Here is a 20,998-nt window from a genome sequence, read left to right on the forward strand (position 1 = left end):
AAAGCCGACGCAGATCGTGAAGGAGCCTGATCTCTGTTTACGCAGTGACCAGCACCAGATTATGTCTTAATTGAAAGCGGATACGATCATCCACCTCACTGCTTGCTTCTGACCAACGGATATCTCACACAGTTGGTCCATCTACTCGAAGGGATTCCACTGCTGCATAGAACTCTGCTTGCGAAATGCCTGTACGCTGCACCGGAACATGCAGCAGAAATATGATACAGTTAAAAACGATCCGGCCGCATTATAGCCGCCGGATGTTTCCTGCTTGTCTTATTCTAACAAATGCCTCTTTAAAATGCAAGAAATTTCAGAACATTTCGCTCTTCATTTTCCGACGGCAAAAGTCTATTTCCTACAGATTTTTCACCGCGTCTATAAACCTTTTTCCGTATTTTTCGTACTTGTGCCTGCCGACTCCTGTCACATTCAGCATTTCCTCCTCGTTTCCAGGCTTTAGAATGCACATATGGATAAGGGTTTTGTCGGAAAAGACCATATAAGGGGGGATTTTTTCCTCTCTGGCGATTTCCAGGCGAAGAGCACGGAGCTTCTGAAAAAGGGGCTCATCCTGTTCTCCCAGCTCCCCGACTGCAGATTTCGGAAGTCTGCTCCGTTTCTCTTTTTTCTTCGTCTCCAGCTCTTTTGACATTTTCATTGTGAGGATATGCGCCTCCTCCAGAAGTGACCTGGAAGCGGCGGTCAGCTTCACAATCGTATATCCGTCATCCGTCAGATGAAGATATTCCTTCAGTACCAGATAATTAAAGATCTGCCGCAGCCGGTGTGCCGGAATCTTTGCACAGACTCCATATTCCGGATTTCCATCCATCTCATACTGCCGGATCTTCGCCGTAGATGCACCACGCAGAGTATCCAGGATCACGTTCACCCCGTATCTTTGACCACTGCTTTCCACGCACCGGATCATTGCCCTGGCCTCCTGGCTCACATCCTGCTCTTCAAACTCGGTCTGGCAGTTCAGGCAGTTTCCGCAGTAGCTTTTTCCGTATTCCCCAAAATATTTCAGGATGTACTCACGCAGACAATCATGGGTAAAGCAGTAAAAGGTCATCTGCTTCAGCCTCTCCTGATCACGCTCCCGGACAAGGCGCCAGGCTGCCGCTTCCATTTCCTGGTTATCCTGTCCTCTCTCGATAAGATACTGATTGGTAACCACATCCTTCCCGCTGTAAAGCAGGATACATTCCGCAGGATCGCCGTCACGGCCCGCACGGCCTGCTTCCTGATAATAGCCTTCCATGTTCTTCGGCATATTATAATGAATGACATAACGCACATCGGACTTGTCGATTCCCATTCCAAATGCATTGGTGGCTACCATCACACGACAGCGGTCATAAATAAAATCATCCTGATTGTTCCGGCGTTCCTCATCGGAAAGTCCTGCATGATATCTGGTGGCCGTGATGCCGTCACGGATCAGCTTTCCGCAGACCTCCTCCACCAGCTTTCTGGTGAGACAGTAGATGATCCCACTGTCGTCCGGATGCTCCAGTATGTAATCGTGTACTTCCTTATATTTATCTTTCGGTGTTTTCACTGCAAAATAAAGGTTTTCCCGGTCAAATCCTGTGGTTGTGCAAAAGGGATCCTGAAGCCCCAGAAGTCTTGCAATATCCTCCCTGACCTCCTTCGTGGCTGTAGCTGTAAATGCGCCGATCACCGGTCTTTTTGGAAGCTGTGCCACAAACTCTGCGATCTTCAGATAGCTTGGCCGAAAATCCTGTCCCCACTGTGATACACAGTGTGACTCATCCACTGCGATCATGGAAATATCCGCGCTCAGCGCAAAATCCAGAAACGCCTCTGTGGTAAGCCTCTCCGGTGCTACATAAATGATCGGATATCGTCCTGCCTTTGCATAGCGCAAGGCTGTGAAATACTGCCCCTGCGTCAGAGAGCTGTTGAGGTATGCTGCTGAGATACCGGCCTGGTTCAGACTCCTCACCTGATCCTTCATAAGGGAGATCAACGGTGATATTACCAGTGTGATCCCCTTCATCATCAGTGCCGGTACCTGATAGCAGATGGATTTTCCTGCGCCGGTTGGCATCACTGCCAGAACATCTTTTCCTGCAAGAAGCGCATCGATCACCGCTTCCTGCCCTTCTCTGAATGTATCATACCCGAAGTGGGTCTTTAAAAGTTCCTGTTTCGTCATAAATCGACATGATCCTTTCTGTTACGTTCCCACCGGAACTGTAACGCTTCTCTTTTTCATTGTCGAATCGCTGCTGTTTTCCGAATATTTTATTTTAACATATTTACAGATAAATTGCCAATTGATACAAAAAAATCACAAAGCACTTCCTCCCTGGTTTCCTGTTATAATGATATAAGAGAAAGAGTCTGTTTATACTGTTCCGCAGCAGAGGACCATGAATTCATGGAGTACACGGGCCTCTGTTCAGTAACAGCCGGAATGCTCATAAAAAAAGGAGGGTTTGTTATGTGTAAAAGAAAAATAAAAACCATCGAAGCATTTTTTTTCCTGATTCTTTTTTCCTTTATTGTGCTCCTGCTTCCCCAGAATGCTCACGCCAGAGTCCGGGTCGTGACCAAAGGAACCTCTTCCACCATCCATGATACCGACGGTGTGATCGAAGATGAATTTTCAGACATTAATTTCCCGATCAACATCAAAAATGCAAACTGCCAAAAACGGATCTATGCCGTGACAGTTCGTGTAAGCTTTTATTCACCCAAGGGAGTCATCCCAAAAAGCACCACATTTTCTATCGATGGAATCAATGTAGTTAAGCTGAGCACTTCAAATTATACACCGCTGGCATACAAGGAAACCTTTTTCACCTACGATGACAACATAGAGGATGGCTACCTGGAGTTCGATTTTGGCAATAAAAAATGCCCGGTACCGGTAGACTGTGACTATGAGGTCACCATCAAACAGGCAGTACCGGAAATTTTTATCACCAACAACAATTATCTGAACCAGAGCATCCGAACCGGAAAAACCACTTCCATCGGAATCGAGATTTCTGATTCCTACGTAAAAACCATCAGCAAATCAAAATTCAAGGTTACTTCTTCCAACAGCTCTGTTCTCAAGGTACAAAGCATCACTCAGGATTCCAAAAAACGCAGCCGTTTCACAGTCACCCTGAAGGCTCTCAAAGCCGGATCCGCAAAGATCACTTTATCCTACCCAAAGGCCACAGCCTATAAGCTGACCGGGAAAGTAACCTCGCCTTCAAAAACCGTAGCAACCTTCCGTGCTTCCAAAACTACACTCAAGGTTGGCTCCAAGGTCAGCATGCGTTCCCTTATCAATCTGAAGGGCGGTACCAGTCTGACCATCAAAAATGCAAAATCCAGCAAGCCTTCCGTACTTGCCATTTCCGGAAACTATCTTGTCCCAAAGAAAAAAGGGTCAGCCACGGTTACCGCAAATTTAAACGGTGTCAATCGTAAGATCACTATTACCGTATCCGCACCGGCCGCCAAACCTACCGTCAAAAATCTGAAGATCAGTGTTGCCGGTATCAAGTATGGCCCCAATGACATGAAGACCTATTATACCTTAAAGTTCACCAATACTTCTGCGAAAACCATCACCACCGCAAAAGTACAGATCACCACCGGTTCCGGTATCTATGATCAGATGTACTGGACCAAGGATCTGACACTGAACCTGAAGCCCGGAAAATCCATGACAAAAACCTATTTCATCCAGAACATGGTCCAGGCGCCGGAAAAAAGTGATATTTCCGTTAAATGCCTGAAGATTAGCTGGAAGTAAATAATTCAAAAGGGACGTGCCGCAGTATTGATTTAAAAATCATCACTGCAACACGTCCCTTTTATTTATTCTCTCTGAGCTGTCTATACGTTTTGTTTTTATCCTGTATCCTACAGTACCTCATTCAGTACCTGCAGTCCATACTCTGCGAGGCTGTTATCCTCTTCGCCGGTACCGCCGCTGATACCAAGACCGCCGATGATGGTGTCTCCAACCTTCAGGGGTACACCACCTCCGAATATCACAATATTGTCACTCATTTTTCCAAGACCATAAAAGGTCTGGCCCGGTTGTGTCAATCTGGAAAGCTCCATGGTGGACATCTTCACTGCAACCGATGTATAAGCCTTCTTCAAAGCCACCTCAAAGCTTACAAGAAAAGATCCATCCATCACATGAACCGCAACCGGATTTCCGTCCGGGCTGCATATCGCAATTACGGAAGGCTTGTTTCTTCTCAAAGCTTCCTGCTCGATCTTCTCAATAAGCCTCTTGGCAGAATCCAATGTGATACGACCCTGGATACCCATACGCTTCAGCACTTCCTGGATCATCGCCGTATTTGCTGCCATACTGTCATTCTGTGCCATTGCCGTATTTCCTCCCACTGCTGTCGTCACAGTCCCATTCTGCACATCAAAAGCCTGTACATCCCTTTTCTGCACCATCTGCGAATCCTGTGCTCTTACATCCACCGCCGATGTACCCGCTGCAACATCCGCACTACTTCCAACAGTTCCTACAGCCTCTACCCCAACATTAGCTTCAATCCCAGCAGTTTCTGCTTTCACAGATTTCTGAACACTTTCAGAAATATCTGTCTTCTTCTCTTCGATCTTCGCAACATCCACATACCTTGCCAGCACATAAAAATAATCTGACAGACGGTTCATATATTTCTTGGCTCCGGTATCCGATCCAAACTTCACACTGACCAGCGCAAGCTCTCTCTCAGCCCTCCGCGCCACAGCTCTTGTCACATCGATCTCAGCCGCAACTCGGGAATCCCCCGGAAGAATCGGAAGCCTCTCTCCGGAAAAAATCTCTTTCATCCGGCCAATCTCCTCCTCCAGAAGCTCCGTCCGGTCTTCACTGACCTTAAACTCCCGATTATAAGGATCAGAAACCCCATCTATGATCTTCTTCAAAGTCTCCGAGATCTTCTCCAACATCCGGACAACATCCACATCATCAACCAGAACCCGCACAAGCCCAATATGACTCATCAGTTCCTCAACTGACCCCATCAGACAAATCCGATCATCCGACTTTGAAACATTCTTCGTATGGGAAAGATCCGTCATCCCCTTATCACCATACCCGGTATAAACCTCCATCCCAGCTCAACCTCCCAGCAACTCCTGATAAATAATCCCACCCATATCAGACCAATTTTACAATCCTCGAAATGCTACGCATACCACACATACGTAAACACACACCACAACCATCCCGGCAAACCAAGCGCGGCGTTCACAAACGCACCAGCCCCTGCCAACAACGTCACACATCCAAAGCGCCCACGGCGCCCCATCGGCACAACGTTCAACCCGGAACAACCGCAGCATACAGGCACAAGTCAATACCCTTCCGCCCGCCACAGTCAAGCACTCTAAAAAAAGCCCGAGGGGTGTGCAGAGGGGCCGCGGCTTTGCGGCCCCTTTGCGGTTTTCATCTTTTATCAAAAAGACCAAAGTTTAGTATAAATCTTAACAATATCCTCTTTCTTCGGTACACGCGGATTTGCCGCTGTGCAGGCATCCGCAAGTGCCATATCCGCCATCTTATCAACCGCCGCAAAATAAGCATCCGGTGTGATCGTCTTCATCTCTTCGATGGTAAGCGGGATATTCATCTCTTTCTGCATAAACTGGATCCAGTTTACAAGAGATCTTACGCTCATAACTTCGTTATAATTGCTCAGTCCAAGAAGATGTGCAATATTGGAATATCTCTTTACTGCCGGAAGATATTCTTTCTGGCTTCTGCTGCGTTTGTTGATATTTGCATTATATTCAACAATATGCGGCAACAGCATCGCATTAGCTCTTCCGTGAGGAATATGGAAAATAGCACCCAGCTGATGAGCCATACTGTGAGTAATTCCAAGACCTGCTGCATTGAAGGAAAGTCCTGCCAGACAGGACGCTACATGCATCTTCTGTCTTGCATGCATATCATTACCGTCAACATATGCACGATAAAGATATACGCCACAGATCTCGATTGCTTTCTCTGCAAGTGCAGATGTAAACTCATTATGGTTGATGCTGACATAAGACTCAATTGCATGAGTCAGAACATCCATACCTGTATCTGCTGTAATCGCAGGCGGAACACTGCGTACAAGCTCCGCATCCAGAATTGCCTCATCAGCGGTCAGGCTGTCTGAGATCAGCGGATACTTCACATGTGCTTCTGTATCATTTACAACTGCAAAAGAAGTAACCTCGGAACCGGTACCACTTGTTGTAGGAATGGCAACCAGTCCGACTTTTCCGTAATTATTGATCTTCAAGGCAAACTCACGGATTGCCTTGGAAGAGTCGATGGCAGAACCACCACCTACTGCAACAATAGCTTCCGGCTGATACTGAAGGAATTTCTTAACTCCTTCGGCAATTTTTCCAACCGGTGCATCCGGAACAACATCACAGAAAATATCAAATTCTTTTCCACCTGCCTGAAGCGGTTTTGTGATCATATCGATCATTCCGCTTTTTACAACAAACGGGTCTGTGATAACAAGGACTCTTTTGTATGGAATATCTCTCAGTCTTCCCAGGGCATCAGCTCCAAAATGGATGGCTGTTTTCATTTCAAATGTATTCATAGAAACTGCTCCCTCTCGTCAAACCGAAACACAGTTCTCTTTTGTCTGTCTGTGTTCGGATAAAGTAAAGCGGATCTCCGCATTCCGCATACACTGCATGCTCATGAACATAATCGTTTCACAATATATGTTCCGTCTATTTCGGGTAGATGCATTCGATCTTATGCCTGTTGAAATGATCCAACCACTTTTCAGACGGTTTTTTGTCTGTGATGATCGTCTCGATATCCCGCAACTGTCCTGCCACGGAAAAAGCAGTCTGATCAAATTTCGTGCTGTCTACCACCAGAATACGCATTTTTCCGGAATTGATCATGGCTTTTTTGGTTGTTCCAAAGGCTTCTTTAGATTCCATGATCCCCATATCCTCGTTTAATGCCTTACAGGAAAAGATCACCTTGTCCACATAATAAGAACGGATCACTTCCTCGGTCCTGGCACCAAGAAATGCAAGATATCCTTCCTTCATCACTCCACCGGTGGAAATAATATTCCAGCCGGATACATCCGAGAGCTCCAGAAGGATCTCCATAGAATTGGTAACAACGGTAAGACGTTCCTTTTCTTTCAGAGCCTTGGCTACAAAAACTGCCGTTGTGCTGGCATCCAGAAAAATGTGATCTCCGTCATTCACCATGGAAGCAGCAATCTCCGCCATTTTCTGCTTTCCCTGTACATTCTGGTTTTTACGAACATTAAATGGTAAATCAATACCGACATCTTCGTTGATCACCGCACCGCCATAACTCTTTGTGGCAAGTCCCTCTTTTTCCAGCTTGTCCAGATCACGGCGGATGGTTTCTTCTGAGACACTGTAAAGCTGGCTTAGTTCACTTACAACAACCCTTTTCTCTTCCTGTAATTTCTCGAGAATCAGATTTCTTCTCTCTAATGCTAGCATAAGATGCCTCCTTTTCAGATGTCATTGCAGGGATACCCTTCAAAAGGATATCCCTCAGATATAAAGACAATATTAAAGGATCGTATCGATCATTCTCTTGTCCGGATGAGCGATCACTGAGGAATCCATGTACATTCCTTTTTCAGCTACCAGCTCTTTTGCTCTTTCGATAGAAGCCTCCACTGCAGAAACCTCGCCGGTAAGAAGCATGTATGATTTACCGCACATACCCTTGGCGATACGAAGCTCGATCAGATCAACGATAGCTGTCTTAGCTGCCTGATCTGCCGCCTCGATGATAGATGCTGCATCATAGGTCTCAAGAATTCCCAGGGCACTGATCTCCTCGACCTGTGTGGTTCCGTAGATTGCCGGGAAAATGGACTCATGTGGATTGCCCAGTACAAAACTGTCAATACATTTGTCCTCGTATGTTGTTACAGCTGTGTCTACAGCAGCTTTTACTGCGCTTAAATCTCCGGTGATAATTGCAATATATTTTCCCGGACATACTGTCTGCGCCTCCACGATCTCTACTTCAGATGTCTTAACCATGGCATCTGCTGCAGTGATACCAGCTGGTGTGGTTTTAAACTCAATCATTCCGATTGCTCTACTCATTTTGTGCACGTCCTTTCTAATTTCTTGCAATTACAACATGGCGGTCTGTCACTTCTGTAACCTTACCGCTGATGGTTGCATGGATTCCGACACTTAATCCCTGTGCAGGCTGTGCGATCATCTGGCCTTCTGTTACCATATCGCCTACATTTACGATTGCCTGTGCCGGTGCACCGATATGCTGGCTTAAGAGAACCTTTACCTTCGATACGTTTACAAGTTCTTCCTGAAGCGGTGCATCCTTGTCATATTTGGTAAGTCCCAGACGTGCCATCAGACGCTCCTCAGGAACCTTGCGGTATTCTCTGGACTCCTGAACCGGCTTCGGCTGAACACCCTGAGGTGGTCTGATCCCTGCCTTACGAAGTCCGCCCTTCATATCTGCAAGCAGTGTTCTCGGAGCCAGGCTCTGCGGACACGCATACATCTCGCAGACACCACAGGAGCTGCAGAATGCAGAATTGATATAAGGATTTACATTTCTGAAATCCTGATTAGATGCTGCCATCATGAACATTGCCGGATCGATCGGGTGTCCCAGATTATGTCTCGGGCAAAGATCTGTACATGTATGGCAGTGGCAGCAGATCGATGCTGCTCTCTTCAGATCTATAGAAGAAGTCCGCTGCTTCTTCATGACAATAACATGGTCCTTTGGAAGAACCAGGATTGCATTCGTTGTTTTTGTAACCGGGTCTGAACCATTTCCGATACGTCCCATCATCGGGCCGCCAACGAAATATACAGGATCCTTTACAGTTGTACCGCCTGCCTGGGCAACAACCTCTTCCAGTGTACATCCCAACGGAACCTTCACTGTAACAGGGTTCTCAACCTCAGCAACAACGGAAACATATTTACATGTGACCGGTTTATGTTCTTCTACCGCGCGGTATACATTGTAGAGAGTCTCTACATTAAATACGGCTACTCCCTGCTCGATCGGCAGTCCTCCGGGCCGTACCACACGTCCGGTTGCCTCATAAATAAGAACAACCTCATCACCCATCGGATAAACCTCATCCAGAAGATGGATCTTAACCCTCGGGAATTCTTCAATATGCTGATTTAAAGCATTGATCGTCTGTACATAAGACTTTTTGATTCCGATAATGGCCTGTGAAGCTCCTACCGTCTCCGCAACCATATCGAATGTTTTCATGATCTCGTATGCGTGCTTCTCCAACAACTGTCTGTGAAGTTTCAGTAATGGTTCGCACTCTGCACAGTTCATAAGAATGGTATCCGCTTTGTCTGTCAGTTTCATGTATGTAGGGAAACCTGCTCCACCTGCTCCGACAACACCATTCTCCTGCATAATTTTCTGTAATTCTTTGATATCCATGGCGTTACTCCAATCCTGCACCGTCGTCTACGATACCGACGATGGCGGCATCTACCGGTGCTGTTTCTACGCCGCAGCCAATTCTTGCTGCGCTTCCTTGTGCCACCAATACATATTCGCCGATTCCCGCACCGATGATATCAATAGCGACAATCTGGCTGTGCTCGGCTTTCATATGATGCACCGGCTCCACGATCATGAATTTATTTCCTATGAGTTTTTCACTTTTTCGTGTGGAAACAATACTTCCAACTACTTTGCCTACGATCATATGAGCCTCCGTTTTTCTCTATATCCTCTGCTGGGGATGCCGGAAACGGCATCCCCGAAGGAGGAATATTATTTGATTATGGTAACTGTATTGCCTGTGGCAATTCTTGCTGCATTTGCTTCATCTGTATCAATATGCATTTCCAGTGTAAAGCTGTCATCAACACGGATCTTAACCTGATTAAAGATCGTTCCACGCTCATTGTCAGCTTTAACGGAAACAACATCACCATCATGTACACCCGCAGCCTGGGCATCCTTCGGAGCCATGTGGATGTGACGCATAGCCACAATACATCCCTCTTTCAGATAAATGGCACCTTTCGGTCCGACGATGGCGATCGGTGCACTTCCTGCAAGATCACCGGACATACGTACCGGAACCTTCATTCCCAGCTTGATCGCATCTGTTGCGGAAACCTCAACCTGTGATTTACTGCGGACAGGTCCGAGGATCCTTACATTCTCGATCGCACGGAGCTTCAGTCCCACAATGGTAACTGTTTCGTTGGATGCAAACTGTCCGCCCATCAGATCCTTTTTCTTTGTGAGCTGATAGCCTTCTCCGAACAGCGCCTCCACATGCTCCTGTGTCAGGTGAATATGTCTTGCGGAAACTCCGATAGGAACAACGAAACCATTGCCCTTGTCTTCGTTTTTGTTGATCGCATCGATCACCATTTTTGTGATCATTTCAATATTATTCGTTTCCAAGAGTACACCTGCTTTCTTTCGGTTTCATGACTGAACTTAACTCAAAACACACCGGCCGGAAGCCTTAATGGCCCTCAGGCCGGTGCGTCTTGGAACTGATCAGTTAGATTATTTAAGAACCGGAAGGATTTTCTCTACATCTGTATGAGGTCTCGGAATTACGTGTGTAGCTACAAGCTCTCCAAGTCTGGATGCTGCTGCGCTTCCGCTCTCTACTGCAGATTTAACTGCTCCTACATCTCCACGAACCATAACTGTTACAAGACCGGAACCGATCTTCTCTGTTCCTACCAGAGCAACGTTAGCTGCTTTACACATCTGGTCAGCTGCCTCGATAGCTGCTGTAAGTCCTCTTGTCTCAACCATTCCTAATGCTTCCTGTGTCATGATCATATCCTCCTTGTGGATTATAAATGCTTTATTTGTTCTCTTTACTTCTGACTATTTTGGTGCAGCAGCTTTATTTTTTGCTGCTGTTTTTGCTTGCCAGTGCTTCTTCCGGATTTTCCTGCTGTTTCTTTTTCCACCGGCTTGCACTCAGCTCAACCAGTTTGACGATTTCCTCGTGAGGATTGGCAATTACCGCATAGCTGGCAGGTTTTTTGATTGCCTGCTCCACTGCTGCATTGACAGCTGCTGTAACTGCTGATACATCGCCTTGTACGATCAGGGTCACCAGTCGTCCGCCCAGCTTACGCTCCCATGACGCCAGCTCAACGTCTGCCGTTTTGCACATGATGTCCAGGGCATTGATCGCCGCTACAACACCAGTGATTTCTATAAATCCATATGATTTTCCCATGAGCGAACTCCTTAATTAATTTCCGTTCCTCTCAAAGCCTGAAATCAGAGCTTCGGAAGGATTTTCTCTACGTCTGTATGAGGTCTCGGGATTACGTGTGTAGCTACGAGCTCTCCAAGTCTGGATGCTGCTGCGCTTCCGCTCTCTACTGCTGCTTTTACAGCGCCTACGTCTCCACGAACCATAACAGTTACAAGACCGGAACCGATCTTCTCTGTTCCTACAAGTGCAACCTCTGCTGCTTTTGTCATTGCATCTGCTGCCTCGATTGCAGCTGTGAGGCCTCTTGTCTCAACCATTCCTAATGCTTCCTGTGCCATGATTCTATCCTCCTGAATCTTATCTTCGTTACATTTTATCATATATGATTCCGCCACTTTTGTAAAGTGAACTTCGGAATCCTCTTAATCTTTATCCAAGGCGCTGATTTTCAGCATTTTCTGTGTACCTGGTTCCGGGTTGGGGATTATGTAATGCTGTACCACACCTGTCATGCTCTCTGCAACTTTCATGCCGGCTTCTACCGCTGCCGTGACATCTGACACGCTTCCGCGGTACTTGATGCAGACAAGAAGCGGTACTGGCAGGCTGTCCGCATTCGCCGGTTTATTCTTATCGAATACCTCCAGGTGGACATTTGCAGCCTTGCACCCGGCGTCAGCTGCCACAAAGGCTGTTGCAAGTCCGAAGACCTCAAGAATTCCTACAGCTTCTGCCATGTTGCTTCTCCTTTCCCGTTAAGGTTATTTATTAACAATCGCGATCTTAAGACCTGTCATTGCCAGGTTTGTCTCAAGTGCCTCGTTGATCTCCTCAAGCGGGAACTTGTGTGTGATCAGCTCAGACATTGGAAGTCCGATTGCTTTTGCTCTCTTAAGGAAATCAAATGTTGTTGCATAGTCTCTGAGGTTGTATACCCAGGAACCAACAAGGTTGATCTCTTTGGAGCAGAGGTCGAAGTGCGGGTTGATGGTAGCGTCTCCACCGTTGATGAAGAAACCAAGCTCGCAAAGACCGCCGCCGTTGCGGATAAATTTGTAGATGTTGGAGTGTGCATGAGGATTTCCAGTACACTGGAAAGCGAAATCTGCAAGATGTCCGCCCTGCGCCTCTTTAACAGCCTCAGTAAGTGCCTCAATGCCCTTGAAGTTCATGAAGTTAACGGTTGTGTTTGCTCCCATTCTCTTGGCAAACTCAAGACGTTTCTCATTTCCGTCTACTGCACAGATATTATGAACGCCCATTGTATGGAGAACTGCGATGCAGATAAGACCGATCGGTCCGCAACCCTGAACAACAACTCTGCTGTTGAATTTCAGGATTCCTGTTGTTTTTGCTCTCTCTACAGCATGTACAAGTACTGCACATGGCTCGATGAGGATACGGGAATCAAGATCCAGGTCACTTACATTAAAGAATGTGGAACCGAATTTTCCGCCTCTGATGAAGATGTAATCAGCGAACCAGCCGTTGAATTTAACGTCGTCATCCGGAAGAAGTCCATATACGTCAGCGCCGCCTACGTTCTTCTTGTTAAGGTCGAACATTGTGATTTCCGGATCATCTTTGAAGATCATACAGGTAACGATCTTGTCGCCGACTTTAACCGGTTTACCAGCTGTATCAACTTTAACGTTTTTACCCATTTTTACGATCTCACCGGTTCCCTCATGTCCGAGAACTACTGGGATAAGACCAAACGGGTCATTTTTGTACTCATGAGCATCTGTTCCGCAGACGCCGCAGCCCTCAACTTTAACGAGGATGTCGTCGTCACCAACTTCCGGAAGATCATACTCCTGAAGCTCAAAATGTTTCTTCTCTGTCATCATTGCTACTCTTGCTTTTTTCGGAATTGTGTTTCCTGCCGGAGCAGCCGGAGCGCTTGTTGCAGCAGCTGCTGCAGGAGCGTTTCCTGTCATGCCGGAGAGAACCTGTTTAACGATTTCTTCGATATTTACATTGTTCATATCCATTGTTTCTGTTCCTCCTGATTAACGAATGCAAAGGCTGTCTGTCATTACGCAGCGTCTTCTCTTTGTGAATGTGCTTGCGCTTGTAAGTCCCTCACCGGTACGGCTTGCAATTGTGAATGTACAGAAACCTTCTCCGCCAAATCCAAGTGCGGAATAGGACGGGCCGTTCTTTACAAGGATTGCGGTATCAATTGCTTTCGCATATTTTGTAATGTTATCAATATTCTTGGAATGAATATGTGCGGAATGACGGTTGCCATGCTCAAGCCATACAGCCTGCTCTACAGCATCGTCAAAATCCTTAGCTCTTACGATTCCGAGGATTGGCATCATAAGCTCTGTTGTGATGAGCGGATGTTCCTTCGGTCCTTCGAAGATAATGCAGCGGGTATTTGCCGGTGCCTGAACTCCGATCATGGAAAGAAGTGTCTTCGCGTCACGTCCTACACATTTACGGTTCAGCTTGCCACCTGCAAGTACAGTCTCAACAAGTTTGTCCTGCTCTTCCTTGGATGCAAGGTAGCAGTCATTTTCTGTAAGCATGTAGTGCATTAACTCATCAACTACGGAAGATACTGCAACAACTTCCTTCTCAGCGATACATGGAAGATTGTTATCGAATGTACATCCGTTTACGATATCCTGAGCTGCCTTACGGATATCAGCAGTATCATCAACCAGTGCCGGTGGGTTACCTGCTCCTGCACCGATTCCTCTCTTACCGGAGGAAAGAACTGCTGTTACAACACCAGGACCTCCTGTTGCTGCGATCAGATGGATATCTTTATGTTTCATCATAATATTGCTTGTCTCAAGAGTTGGTTTCTCAACTGTGACAGCGATATTATCCGGGCCGCCTGATTCCAGGGAAGCCTCATTTAAAAGATTGATTGCGTAAATAGAAGTTTTAACTGCTGCCGGATGTGGGTTGAATACTACTGTATTTCCACCTGCCAGCATACCCATTGTGTTGCAGAGAACTGTTTCACTCGGGTTAGTACATGGTGTGATCGCACCGATAACACCAAACGGTCCCATCTCGATCAGAGTCAGTCCTCTGTCTCCGGACCATGCAGTTGTTGTAATGTCTTCTGTTCCAGGTGTCTTGTCTGCTACCAGGTGATGTTTCAGGATCTTATCTCCTACATTACCCATACCAGTTTCCTCAACACCCATACGTGCCAGTACTTCCGCATTTTCTTTGATCTTCTTGCGGATGCAGGTGATGATCTTTTCTCTCTGGTCCATAGACATTGTCTTAACTACCAACTGAGCCTTCTTGGCTGCTTCGATAGCATCATTCATATCCTTGAAAACGCCATGTTTTCCGGCCGGAGCATCTGCGATCTGCATTTTTGCCATAACTTCCTGTACAATTTCCTGTACCATATTCTCACTTATTGGCATGAGATGTCCTCCTTAATATTCCGTCAAAAAATTATTTCAGCCCAAGCTGAGCCATAACCTGTTTTGTGATCTGAGCAACAAGCTCTGCGTCATTCTTTGCTGTATCTGCTGCAGGAGCTGCATCTTTATCACAATCACAGTCTTTTCCAACGAAATCATACTGATATCCTGGGAACTGTTTGTAGTCCTCGCTGTGGCATGCACCGCCGCAGTTGTGGCAGTTCTTGCCGTCTTTGTTCAGGCAGAGGCTTGCCGGATGTTTTCCAGGCATACCGAATTTACGACGGATCGCATAGAGCTTCTCGATGTTCTCTTTGTCGAATTCCTTCGGTCCGCCAAGGAGCTTGGTCTGATACAGAAGCTGTGCATAGAACTCTACAGACTCCATCTTCATATATGCAGCGTTAAGGTCTGTGCTCCATGTAAGTGCTCCATGGTTCTCAAGAAGTACTGCATCGAAGTATGGAAGGTATTTCTCAAGGTTGTCCGGAATCTCCATTGTGGAAGGTGTGCCGTACTCAGCGATCGGAACACATCCAAGAGCGATAACTGCCTCAGGCATGATCGGCTGTGTAAGCGGGATACCTGCGATTGCGAAAGATGTAGCATAGATTGGATGAGCATGTACAACAGATCCTACGTCCGGTCTCTTCTCATATACTCTCATATGCATCTTGATCTCAGATGATGGTTTGAATCCCGGGTTAGCCTGGATCACATTACCCTTGCCATCTACTTTACAGATGAACTCTGGTGTCATGAATCCTTTGGATACACCAGTTGGTGTGCAAAGATATTCATTCTCAGCTATCTTAACAGAAAAGTTTCCGTCGTTAGCTGCAACCATGTTACGGTTGTAGATTCTCTTACCGATGTCACAAAGCTGTTTTTTGATTTCAAACTCGTTTACCATGCTTAATTTCCTCCTTGAGCATTGGATTGCACTATTTTGTTTCTGAGAACATTTTACCCCATACCACAAAATAAGTCAAGGACAATCCGTTGTTTTATGTTGGTTTCTTGTTGTATTTTGTGTTGTTTTTATTGTTTTTTATATTTTCTGTTTGTAAAGGATCTTTTTTCTGTAATCCTGTATCTCTCAGCCGCCGATCTGGCAGTCCAGGCTGCATACCGCATGCACTGCATTCTTTAACATCTGCATATGTTCTGCTGTAGGCGGAAGGATTCCTTCCATTAAATAGGGTCTGCCAAGTCCTTCATATTTATCCTGCCCCAGTCTGTGGTACGGAAGAAGATGGATCTTGTTTACGCCCGGAAGGGATGCTGCAAATCTTGCGATCGCCTGGATCTCTTCCACAGAATCATTAAATGTGGGGATCACCGGAACGCGGATCACCAGTCTGGTTTTTCCGTAGAGCGCAACCCTTCTTGCATTCTCCAGCATCAGTCCGTTGGCCCGTCCTGTGAATTCTTTATGTTTTTCCTGATCCATATGCTTGATATCCATCAGATATACATCCAGATAGGGAAGTACCTGTTCGATCTTTTCCCATGGGGCACAGGCCATACTTTCTACCGCTGTGTTGATCCCTCTCTCCTTTGCCGCGCGAAGAAGATCTCTGGAAAAGTCCGCCTGACACATACATTCCCCTCCGGAAAGGGTGATCCCGCCTCCGGAACGATAATAATAGGCACGGTCTTTTTCCACCTCTTCGATCATCTCACGAACTGTCACGTCGCGGCCGATCACTTTATCTTCTCCCAGAACCTTCATGTTCTGGATCCGGTATTCCTGTGATTCCGGATTACAGCACCAGCGGCAGCGAAGAACGCAGCCCTTCAGGAACACGATGGTACGGATACCCGGTCCATCGTGTACTGAATATTTCTGAATATCAAAGATCCTGCCCTTTGTATCCAAATAGTCCATTCGTTACTCCTTTAGAAGCCCTGCTCAGTACGTCTGATGATATCGTCCTGCAGAGATCTGGAAAGTGTAGTGAACAATGCGCTGTAGCCTGCAACACGTACAACCAGATGTTTGTACTTCTCCGGATGCTTCTGTGCATCCAGAAGTGTTTCTCTGTCAACAACGTTAAACTGCATATGCATACCCTTCTGATCAAAGTATCCGCGGATCAGTGCTACGAATTTCTCCAGTCCTTCTCTTCCTGCAAGTGCTGACGGATGGAATTTCTGATTAAACAGTGTTCCGTTGGATACGATAAAATGATCCAGGCGGGATACAGAAGTTGCCGCAGCTGTCGGTCCCTTCACATCCTTGCCGGCCGACGGGGAAACGCCATCTGCTACCGGAGTATGTGCGTAACGGCCATCCGGTGTTGCACCGGTCTGTCCGCCAAGCGGAACGTTTGCAGATACAGGATAAAGTCCTGCCTGATAATGTCCGCCTCTTGGGTTCATATATTTCTGAAGCGGTCTTGTGTAAGTATAAGCCACATCCCTTGCAAAGTAGTCCACATCCGGGATATCATTTCCAAACTTCGGAACCTCCTCGATCATCTTGTGGATCTCTTCGAATCTTGCCTTTTTCTCCGGAGATGGCTCTGTTCCGAGAGCTGCTGTCATAACAGCTGTTGCGGTCTGCTCATTTACGCGGATGCCATTCTCCTGAAGCTTCTGCATAACGATGGTGGTGATATCTGCTGCAGACTGTGCATCGATGCCCTTGCCGTAGTTCCATGCCAGAGCCTCCTTCAGCTCTTCCATGGTCATCTTCTTTTCTTCATATACAAGCTTGCGGATCGCATACAGAGAATCTGCCATGTTTGCAATACCAAATCCCTGAGGACCTGTAAAGTTATAAACAGCTCCGCCTTCCTGAACGGATTTGCCTCGTTTCAGGCAGTCATCCACCATACAGGAAAGGAATGGAAGCGGACATCTCTCCGCATGTGCCACATCAATGGCATTATCAGCATTTACAAGCAGGGAAATGAAATATTCCATCTGTTTCTTATATGCATCATAAAACTCATCGAAGCTCTTCATCTCTGTGACATCGCCGGTCTGGACACTGATCTGTACCCCTTTATCCATACCATTAGAGAAAACCATTTCCAGCGGACGGCACATGTTAAAGAATGCAGCGTCATGCCAGCCCTCTGTCTTACCTGCCTTCTGCGGTTCTACACAGCCGATGATGTTATATTCTCTGGCATCTGCAAGAGAAAGGCCGCGGTTCTGCAGTGCAGGAATGATAACCTCATCATTGTAATAAGCCGGAAGTCCGATTCCTGTTCTTGTAAGCTCTGCAGCCTTGATCAGGAATTCATGTGGTGATCCGTTCCATACTCTTACAGAAAGAGACGGTGCCGGAAGATGCACATGCATAGACGCCTGGATGCACATAAAGGAGAGATCATTGGTCACATCCTCGCCATCCTTGTTCTGACCACCTGCGATCAGGTTCTGGAAAAGGCTGTAGCCTGCAAAGCCTTCTGCAGATGCAGCATCACGGCATTTATTCAGGTCGTTTAATTTTACCCATATGCAGTCCATCAGTTCCTGGGCAAATTCTCTGGTAAGATTGCCTGCTTCCATATCACTCTTGTAATATGGATACATATACTGGTCAAAACGTCCCGGAGAAATAGAATGTCCGCTGCTTTCCATCTGGATCAGCTGCTGTACAAACCAGAAGGACTGGCACGCCTCATAGAAGTTACGGGCGCCCTTCGCCGGTACGCGTGTACAATTGGATGCGATCTGAAGGAGTTCCTGTTTTCTGGTCGGATCCTGACACTGATATGCCATCTGCTCTGCGAGCTCGGCATAGCGATGTGCATAGTCAATAACTGCCTGACAGCTCATGATAACCGCTTCCAGGAAACGGGATTTCTTTGCGTAATCACCATCTCCTACATTACACTCATCCAGTTCCTTCTGAGCTTTGGCAATGATTCCTTCATAACCGATCGCCAGAACTTCTTCATATTTAACGGTTACGTGTCCTACACCATTGTAGAAATAATTTCCGGGTGTAAAAATATTGTGGTCAATGGCAAGAATTGCTTCCGGTGCCATGTAGGAGGTTGCAAGCTCACTGGTAGTCTTGCCTTTCCAGTATTTATGTACCTCACGGAGCTCCGCCTTGGTTTCCTCCGCAATATAAAATGGATCGGCTGTTCTGGTAGCCACTGTATCCAGCTCATCCTCCAGCCACTGGAAAGAATACTCCGGAAACGTCTGACAGCCTCTCGGCGCCAAAGTGCTGCTTCCAACGATCAGCTCCTCATCACGGATGATGATCGGAATGTTGTGCAGGATGTGGGCAAATGCCTTGGCTCTGCGGGTGATGATCGGCTCGTCTTCTGTTGCTTTGTAAGACTCTGTGATCAGTTTTGCTCTGGCAGATTCGATCACCGGCATCTTTGCATAAAGATTATCTACAAGATGTGTGATCCTGTCTGTTTTCGGAACATCTGCTATATGAAATTTCTCCATGATTCTCCTTTCTCATAACCGGTTGTTTCTGGTGATCTGTCTGCCTCTACGCTTCCAGAACCGCTCCTGTCCGGCTATGTGCTCATGTAATTTTATTATACCTTACCCCAACTTCGATGTCAACGAAATCCAACATGTGTTTCTAGCTGTTTTTGTGGTTTTTATCGGTTGCGCCCTGTTGATTTTATTTGTTTTTTGTATTTTTATGTTTTTCTCTATTGACTTTGTTTTTCTGCTCTGCCATACTTGGATTTATATAGGAATTCCTTTGTTTTTCAGAAAAATTTATGCAAAGCGGACATTCGTATTCCGCTCTGTCACATGTTCTCAAACAGTAAAAGAGGTGTATTTTTATGTATCTTTCTGATATGCATACCCACTCCATCGCCAGTGGTCACGGCACGGAATGTACCATCACCAACATGGCACGCGCAGCTGCCGAGAAAGGTCTCCGGCTTCTCGGGATCACTGATCACGGTCCCGGCACTCTGGCAGCCGGAACTTCCTCCTATTTCCGCAGCCTTACCTATTCTCCCAAAAAACATTTCGGTGTAGAATTACTCTACGGAATTGAACTGAATATCCTTGACCGCAGCGGAACGGTAGATTTAGATCAAGAATTATTATGCAAACTTGATTACGCCATTGCCAGCATGCATGCCTGGAATTACCGTTGCGGTACCAGAGCCGAAAACACAGAAGCTTTTATCAATGTAATGAAAAACCCCTGTGTAAAGATCCTCGGACATAGTGATAACACTCATTACCCGGTTAATTATGATGCGCTTGCAAGGGCTGCCAGGGAAACCGGCACGATCTTTGAGATCAACGAAGCTTCTCTTGCACCTTATGGCTATCGTGGCGACACAAGAGAAAACTGTTTCGAGATCCTTCGATGCTGCCGCAAATATGATCTGCCGCTGCTTCTTTCCAGTGACAGCCATGGCCCGGAGCATATCGGAGATTTTACCTGTGCTGCTGAGTTTGTTCATCAGGCCATGTTTCCGGAACAGCTGATCCTCAACAACCAGATTCCCAGACTCAAGGTTTTTCTCCAAACCAGAGAATGATCTTCTGTATCTTTTCCGACAGATAACAGATATTGTCCACTCCAAACAAAACAGGCCAGTTCAAACACAGGAATATACATTTTCCTGTATCTGAACTGGCCTGTTTTTTATTTTTCCCGCTGCTTCCGTACAATTTCCGCAAGCTCGCTATATTTACCTGTAACATATCCAAAATTTTCTCTTCTGTGAGGAAGCTTGCACTCGGTGCAGTCTTTGATCCCGCTTTCCGTAAAGCGGAAATTGCCACCACATTTATCTCCCAGTGCATATAAAGGACAATAGCAGAACAGACAATTGAAGTTCTCCGGATCTGCTCCTTTATGGCACGGAAAATACTCACAGTTTTTGTGGCTGAAGTAAGAGTATTCTTTGCCTTCCCAGTATGGTTTCTCCATGGCTCTTTTCTCCTCTCCTGACATAACCACACATAATTTTTTCCTATAAAAAAGAGGTAGCGATGCCACCCCGGGGTAGAAATATAATCCGTTCATGAGTGCGCGGAGGGAACGAATGTATCCGGAGTAGTATCGCCTGCCATTTAATCATGTATAATTCATATGAACAGGCGCATTCCATAAAAAAATGCCTACTCTCGTAAAAAAGTAGACAACGTCCCAGGGGTGCGGAGTCCCTGAAATGGTTGTTACACTTTACACGGAAGTTTAACCTCGCCATAACAAGCAGGTTTCCTGGCTCCGGGATCATGACTCCTCTCTCCTTCTCATACATACGTACAATGGACTATGAGATTCGCTCCTCCGTTACAGTGACCGGATCGCTCAGGTTTCACACCTGATTCCCTTTTCTGTGGACTTCTGATAATCAATATATAACTGTCAGC

General features: G+C 46.4%; 20 protein-coding genes and 1 riboswitch. Of the genes, 2 read left to right on the top strand and 18 right to left on the bottom strand.

Annotated elements, in window-relative coordinates; all coding sequences use genetic code 11:
* Positions 1–361: 361 nt before the first annotated feature.
* On the bottom strand, positions 362–2,191 hold the full coding sequence (recQ, locus tag DWW77_RS03835) for a DNA helicase RecQ (protein ID WP_022426925.1): 1,830 nt from the start codon (positions 2,189–2,191) through the stop codon (positions 362–364).
* 288 nt (positions 2,192–2,479) lie between these two features.
* Here recQ and DWW77_RS03840 point away from each other — a divergent pair, with 288 nt between their 5' ends.
* On the top strand, positions 2,480–3,790 hold the full coding sequence (locus DWW77_RS03840; RefSeq protein ID WP_022426926.1) for a hypothetical protein: 1,311 nt from the start codon (positions 2,480–2,482) through the stop codon (positions 3,788–3,790).
* A gap of 110 nt (positions 3,791–3,900) precedes the next feature.
* On the opposite strand, the gene DWW77_RS03845 is transcribed toward DWW77_RS03840, so the two are convergent.
* From DWW77_RS03845 to DWW77_RS03920, 16 genes are all read right to left on the bottom strand, one after another.
* Entirely contained in the window at positions 3,901–5,127 is a 1,227-nt protein-coding gene (locus DWW77_RS03845) for a cob(I)yrinic acid a,c-diamide adenosyltransferase (protein ID WP_022426927.1), read from the bottom strand.
* Positions 5,128–5,471: 344 nt separating this feature from the next.
* Positions 5,472–6,623, bottom strand: a complete 1,152-nt coding sequence (locus DWW77_RS03850; RefSeq protein ID WP_022426928.1) for a 1-propanol dehydrogenase PduQ — start codon at positions 6,621–6,623, stop codon at positions 5,472–5,474.
* Between the two features lie 136 nt (positions 6,624–6,759).
* Complete coding sequence (locus tag DWW77_RS03855; protein ID WP_022426929.1) at positions 6,760–7,524, bottom strand: DeoR/GlpR family DNA-binding transcription regulator; 765 nt, start codon at positions 7,522–7,524, stop codon at positions 6,760–6,762.
* Between the two features lie 72 nt (positions 7,525–7,596).
* Positions 7,597–8,145, bottom strand: a complete 549-nt coding sequence (locus DWW77_RS03860) for a BMC domain-containing protein (protein ID WP_015525948.1) — start codon at positions 8,143–8,145, stop codon at positions 7,597–7,599.
* A 16-nt stretch (positions 8,146–8,161) separates the two neighbouring features.
* A complete protein-coding gene (locus tag DWW77_RS03865; RefSeq protein ID WP_015525949.1) occupies positions 8,162–9,490 on the bottom strand; it encodes a 4Fe-4S dicluster domain-containing protein in 1,329 nt (442 codons plus the stop codon).
* A 4-nt stretch (positions 9,491–9,494) separates the two neighbouring features.
* Positions 9,495–9,761: a EutN/CcmL family microcompartment protein gene (locus DWW77_RS03870; protein ID WP_015525950.1), complete on the bottom strand. Its 267-nt coding sequence runs from the start codon at positions 9,759–9,761 to the stop codon at positions 9,495–9,497.
* Between the two features lie 68 nt (positions 9,762–9,829).
* Positions 9,830–10,453, bottom strand: coding sequence for a phosphate propanoyltransferase (gene pduL, locus DWW77_RS03875; protein WP_021651542.1), 624 nt, complete (start codon positions 10,451–10,453; stop codon positions 9,830–9,832).
* Between the two features lie 129 nt (positions 10,454–10,582).
* On the bottom strand, positions 10,583–10,861 hold the full coding sequence (locus tag DWW77_RS03880) for a BMC domain-containing protein (protein ID WP_005427721.1): 279 nt from the start codon (positions 10,859–10,861) through the stop codon (positions 10,583–10,585).
* A 73-nt stretch (positions 10,862–10,934) separates the two neighbouring features.
* Positions 10,935–11,276, bottom strand: coding sequence for a BMC domain-containing protein (locus tag DWW77_RS03885; protein WP_114002790.1), 342 nt, complete (start codon positions 11,274–11,276; stop codon positions 10,935–10,937).
* Positions 11,277–11,320: 44 nt separating this feature from the next.
* The gene (gene pduA / locus DWW77_RS03890) at positions 11,321–11,596 is read right to left on the bottom strand and encodes a propanediol utilization microcompartment protein PduA (protein WP_015525952.1); all 276 of its coding nucleotides are present in this window, start codon (positions 11,594–11,596) and stop codon (positions 11,321–11,323) included.
* Between the two features lie 84 nt (positions 11,597–11,680).
* The gene (locus DWW77_RS03895) at positions 11,681–11,995 is read right to left on the bottom strand and encodes a BMC domain-containing protein (RefSeq protein ID WP_015525953.1); all 315 of its coding nucleotides are present in this window, start codon (positions 11,993–11,995) and stop codon (positions 11,681–11,683) included.
* 24 nt (positions 11,996–12,019) lie between these two features.
* The gene (locus DWW77_RS03900; RefSeq protein ID WP_015525954.1) at positions 12,020–13,252 is read right to left on the bottom strand and encodes a zinc-binding dehydrogenase; all 1,233 of its coding nucleotides are present in this window, start codon (positions 13,250–13,252) and stop codon (positions 12,020–12,022) included.
* Between the two features lie 18 nt (positions 13,253–13,270).
* On the bottom strand, positions 13,271–14,659 hold the full coding sequence (locus DWW77_RS03905) for an aldehyde dehydrogenase family protein (RefSeq protein ID WP_092070142.1): 1,389 nt from the start codon (positions 14,657–14,659) through the stop codon (positions 13,271–13,273).
* Positions 14,660–14,690: 31 nt separating this feature from the next.
* Positions 14,691–15,572, bottom strand: coding sequence for a class II aldolase/adducin family protein (locus DWW77_RS03910; RefSeq protein ID WP_015525956.1), 882 nt, complete (start codon positions 15,570–15,572; stop codon positions 14,691–14,693).
* 186 nt (positions 15,573–15,758) lie between these two features.
* Positions 15,759–16,550, bottom strand: a complete 792-nt coding sequence (locus DWW77_RS03915) for a glycyl-radical enzyme activating protein (protein ID WP_021651548.1) — start codon at positions 16,548–16,550, stop codon at positions 15,759–15,761.
* 11 nt (positions 16,551–16,561) lie between these two features.
* A complete protein-coding gene (locus DWW77_RS03920) occupies positions 16,562–19,087 on the bottom strand; it encodes a glycyl radical protein (protein WP_118608080.1) in 2,526 nt (841 codons plus the stop codon).
* Between the two features lie 353 nt (positions 19,088–19,440).
* On the opposite strand from DWW77_RS03920, the gene DWW77_RS03925 reads away from it, so the two are divergent.
* Entirely contained in the window at positions 19,441–20,157 is a 717-nt protein-coding gene (locus DWW77_RS03925; RefSeq protein WP_021651550.1) for a phosphatase, read from the top strand.
* Between the two features lie 107 nt (positions 20,158–20,264).
* On the opposite strand, the gene DWW77_RS03930 is transcribed toward DWW77_RS03925, so the two are convergent.
* A complete protein-coding gene (locus DWW77_RS03930) occupies positions 20,265–20,552 on the bottom strand; it encodes a cysteine-rich small domain-containing protein (protein ID WP_173723397.1) in 288 nt (95 codons plus the stop codon).
* 267 nt (positions 20,553–20,819) lie between these two features.
* Positions 20,820–20,989: riboswitch (cobalamin riboswitch) on the bottom strand.
* Positions 20,990–20,998: the final 9 nt, after the last annotated feature.

It is taken from the genome of Ruminococcus sp. AF17-12 (assembly GCF_003479245.1).
GTDB classification, from domain to species: Bacteria; Bacillota; Clostridia; order Lachnospirales; family Lachnospiraceae; genus Blautia_A; species Blautia_A fusiformis.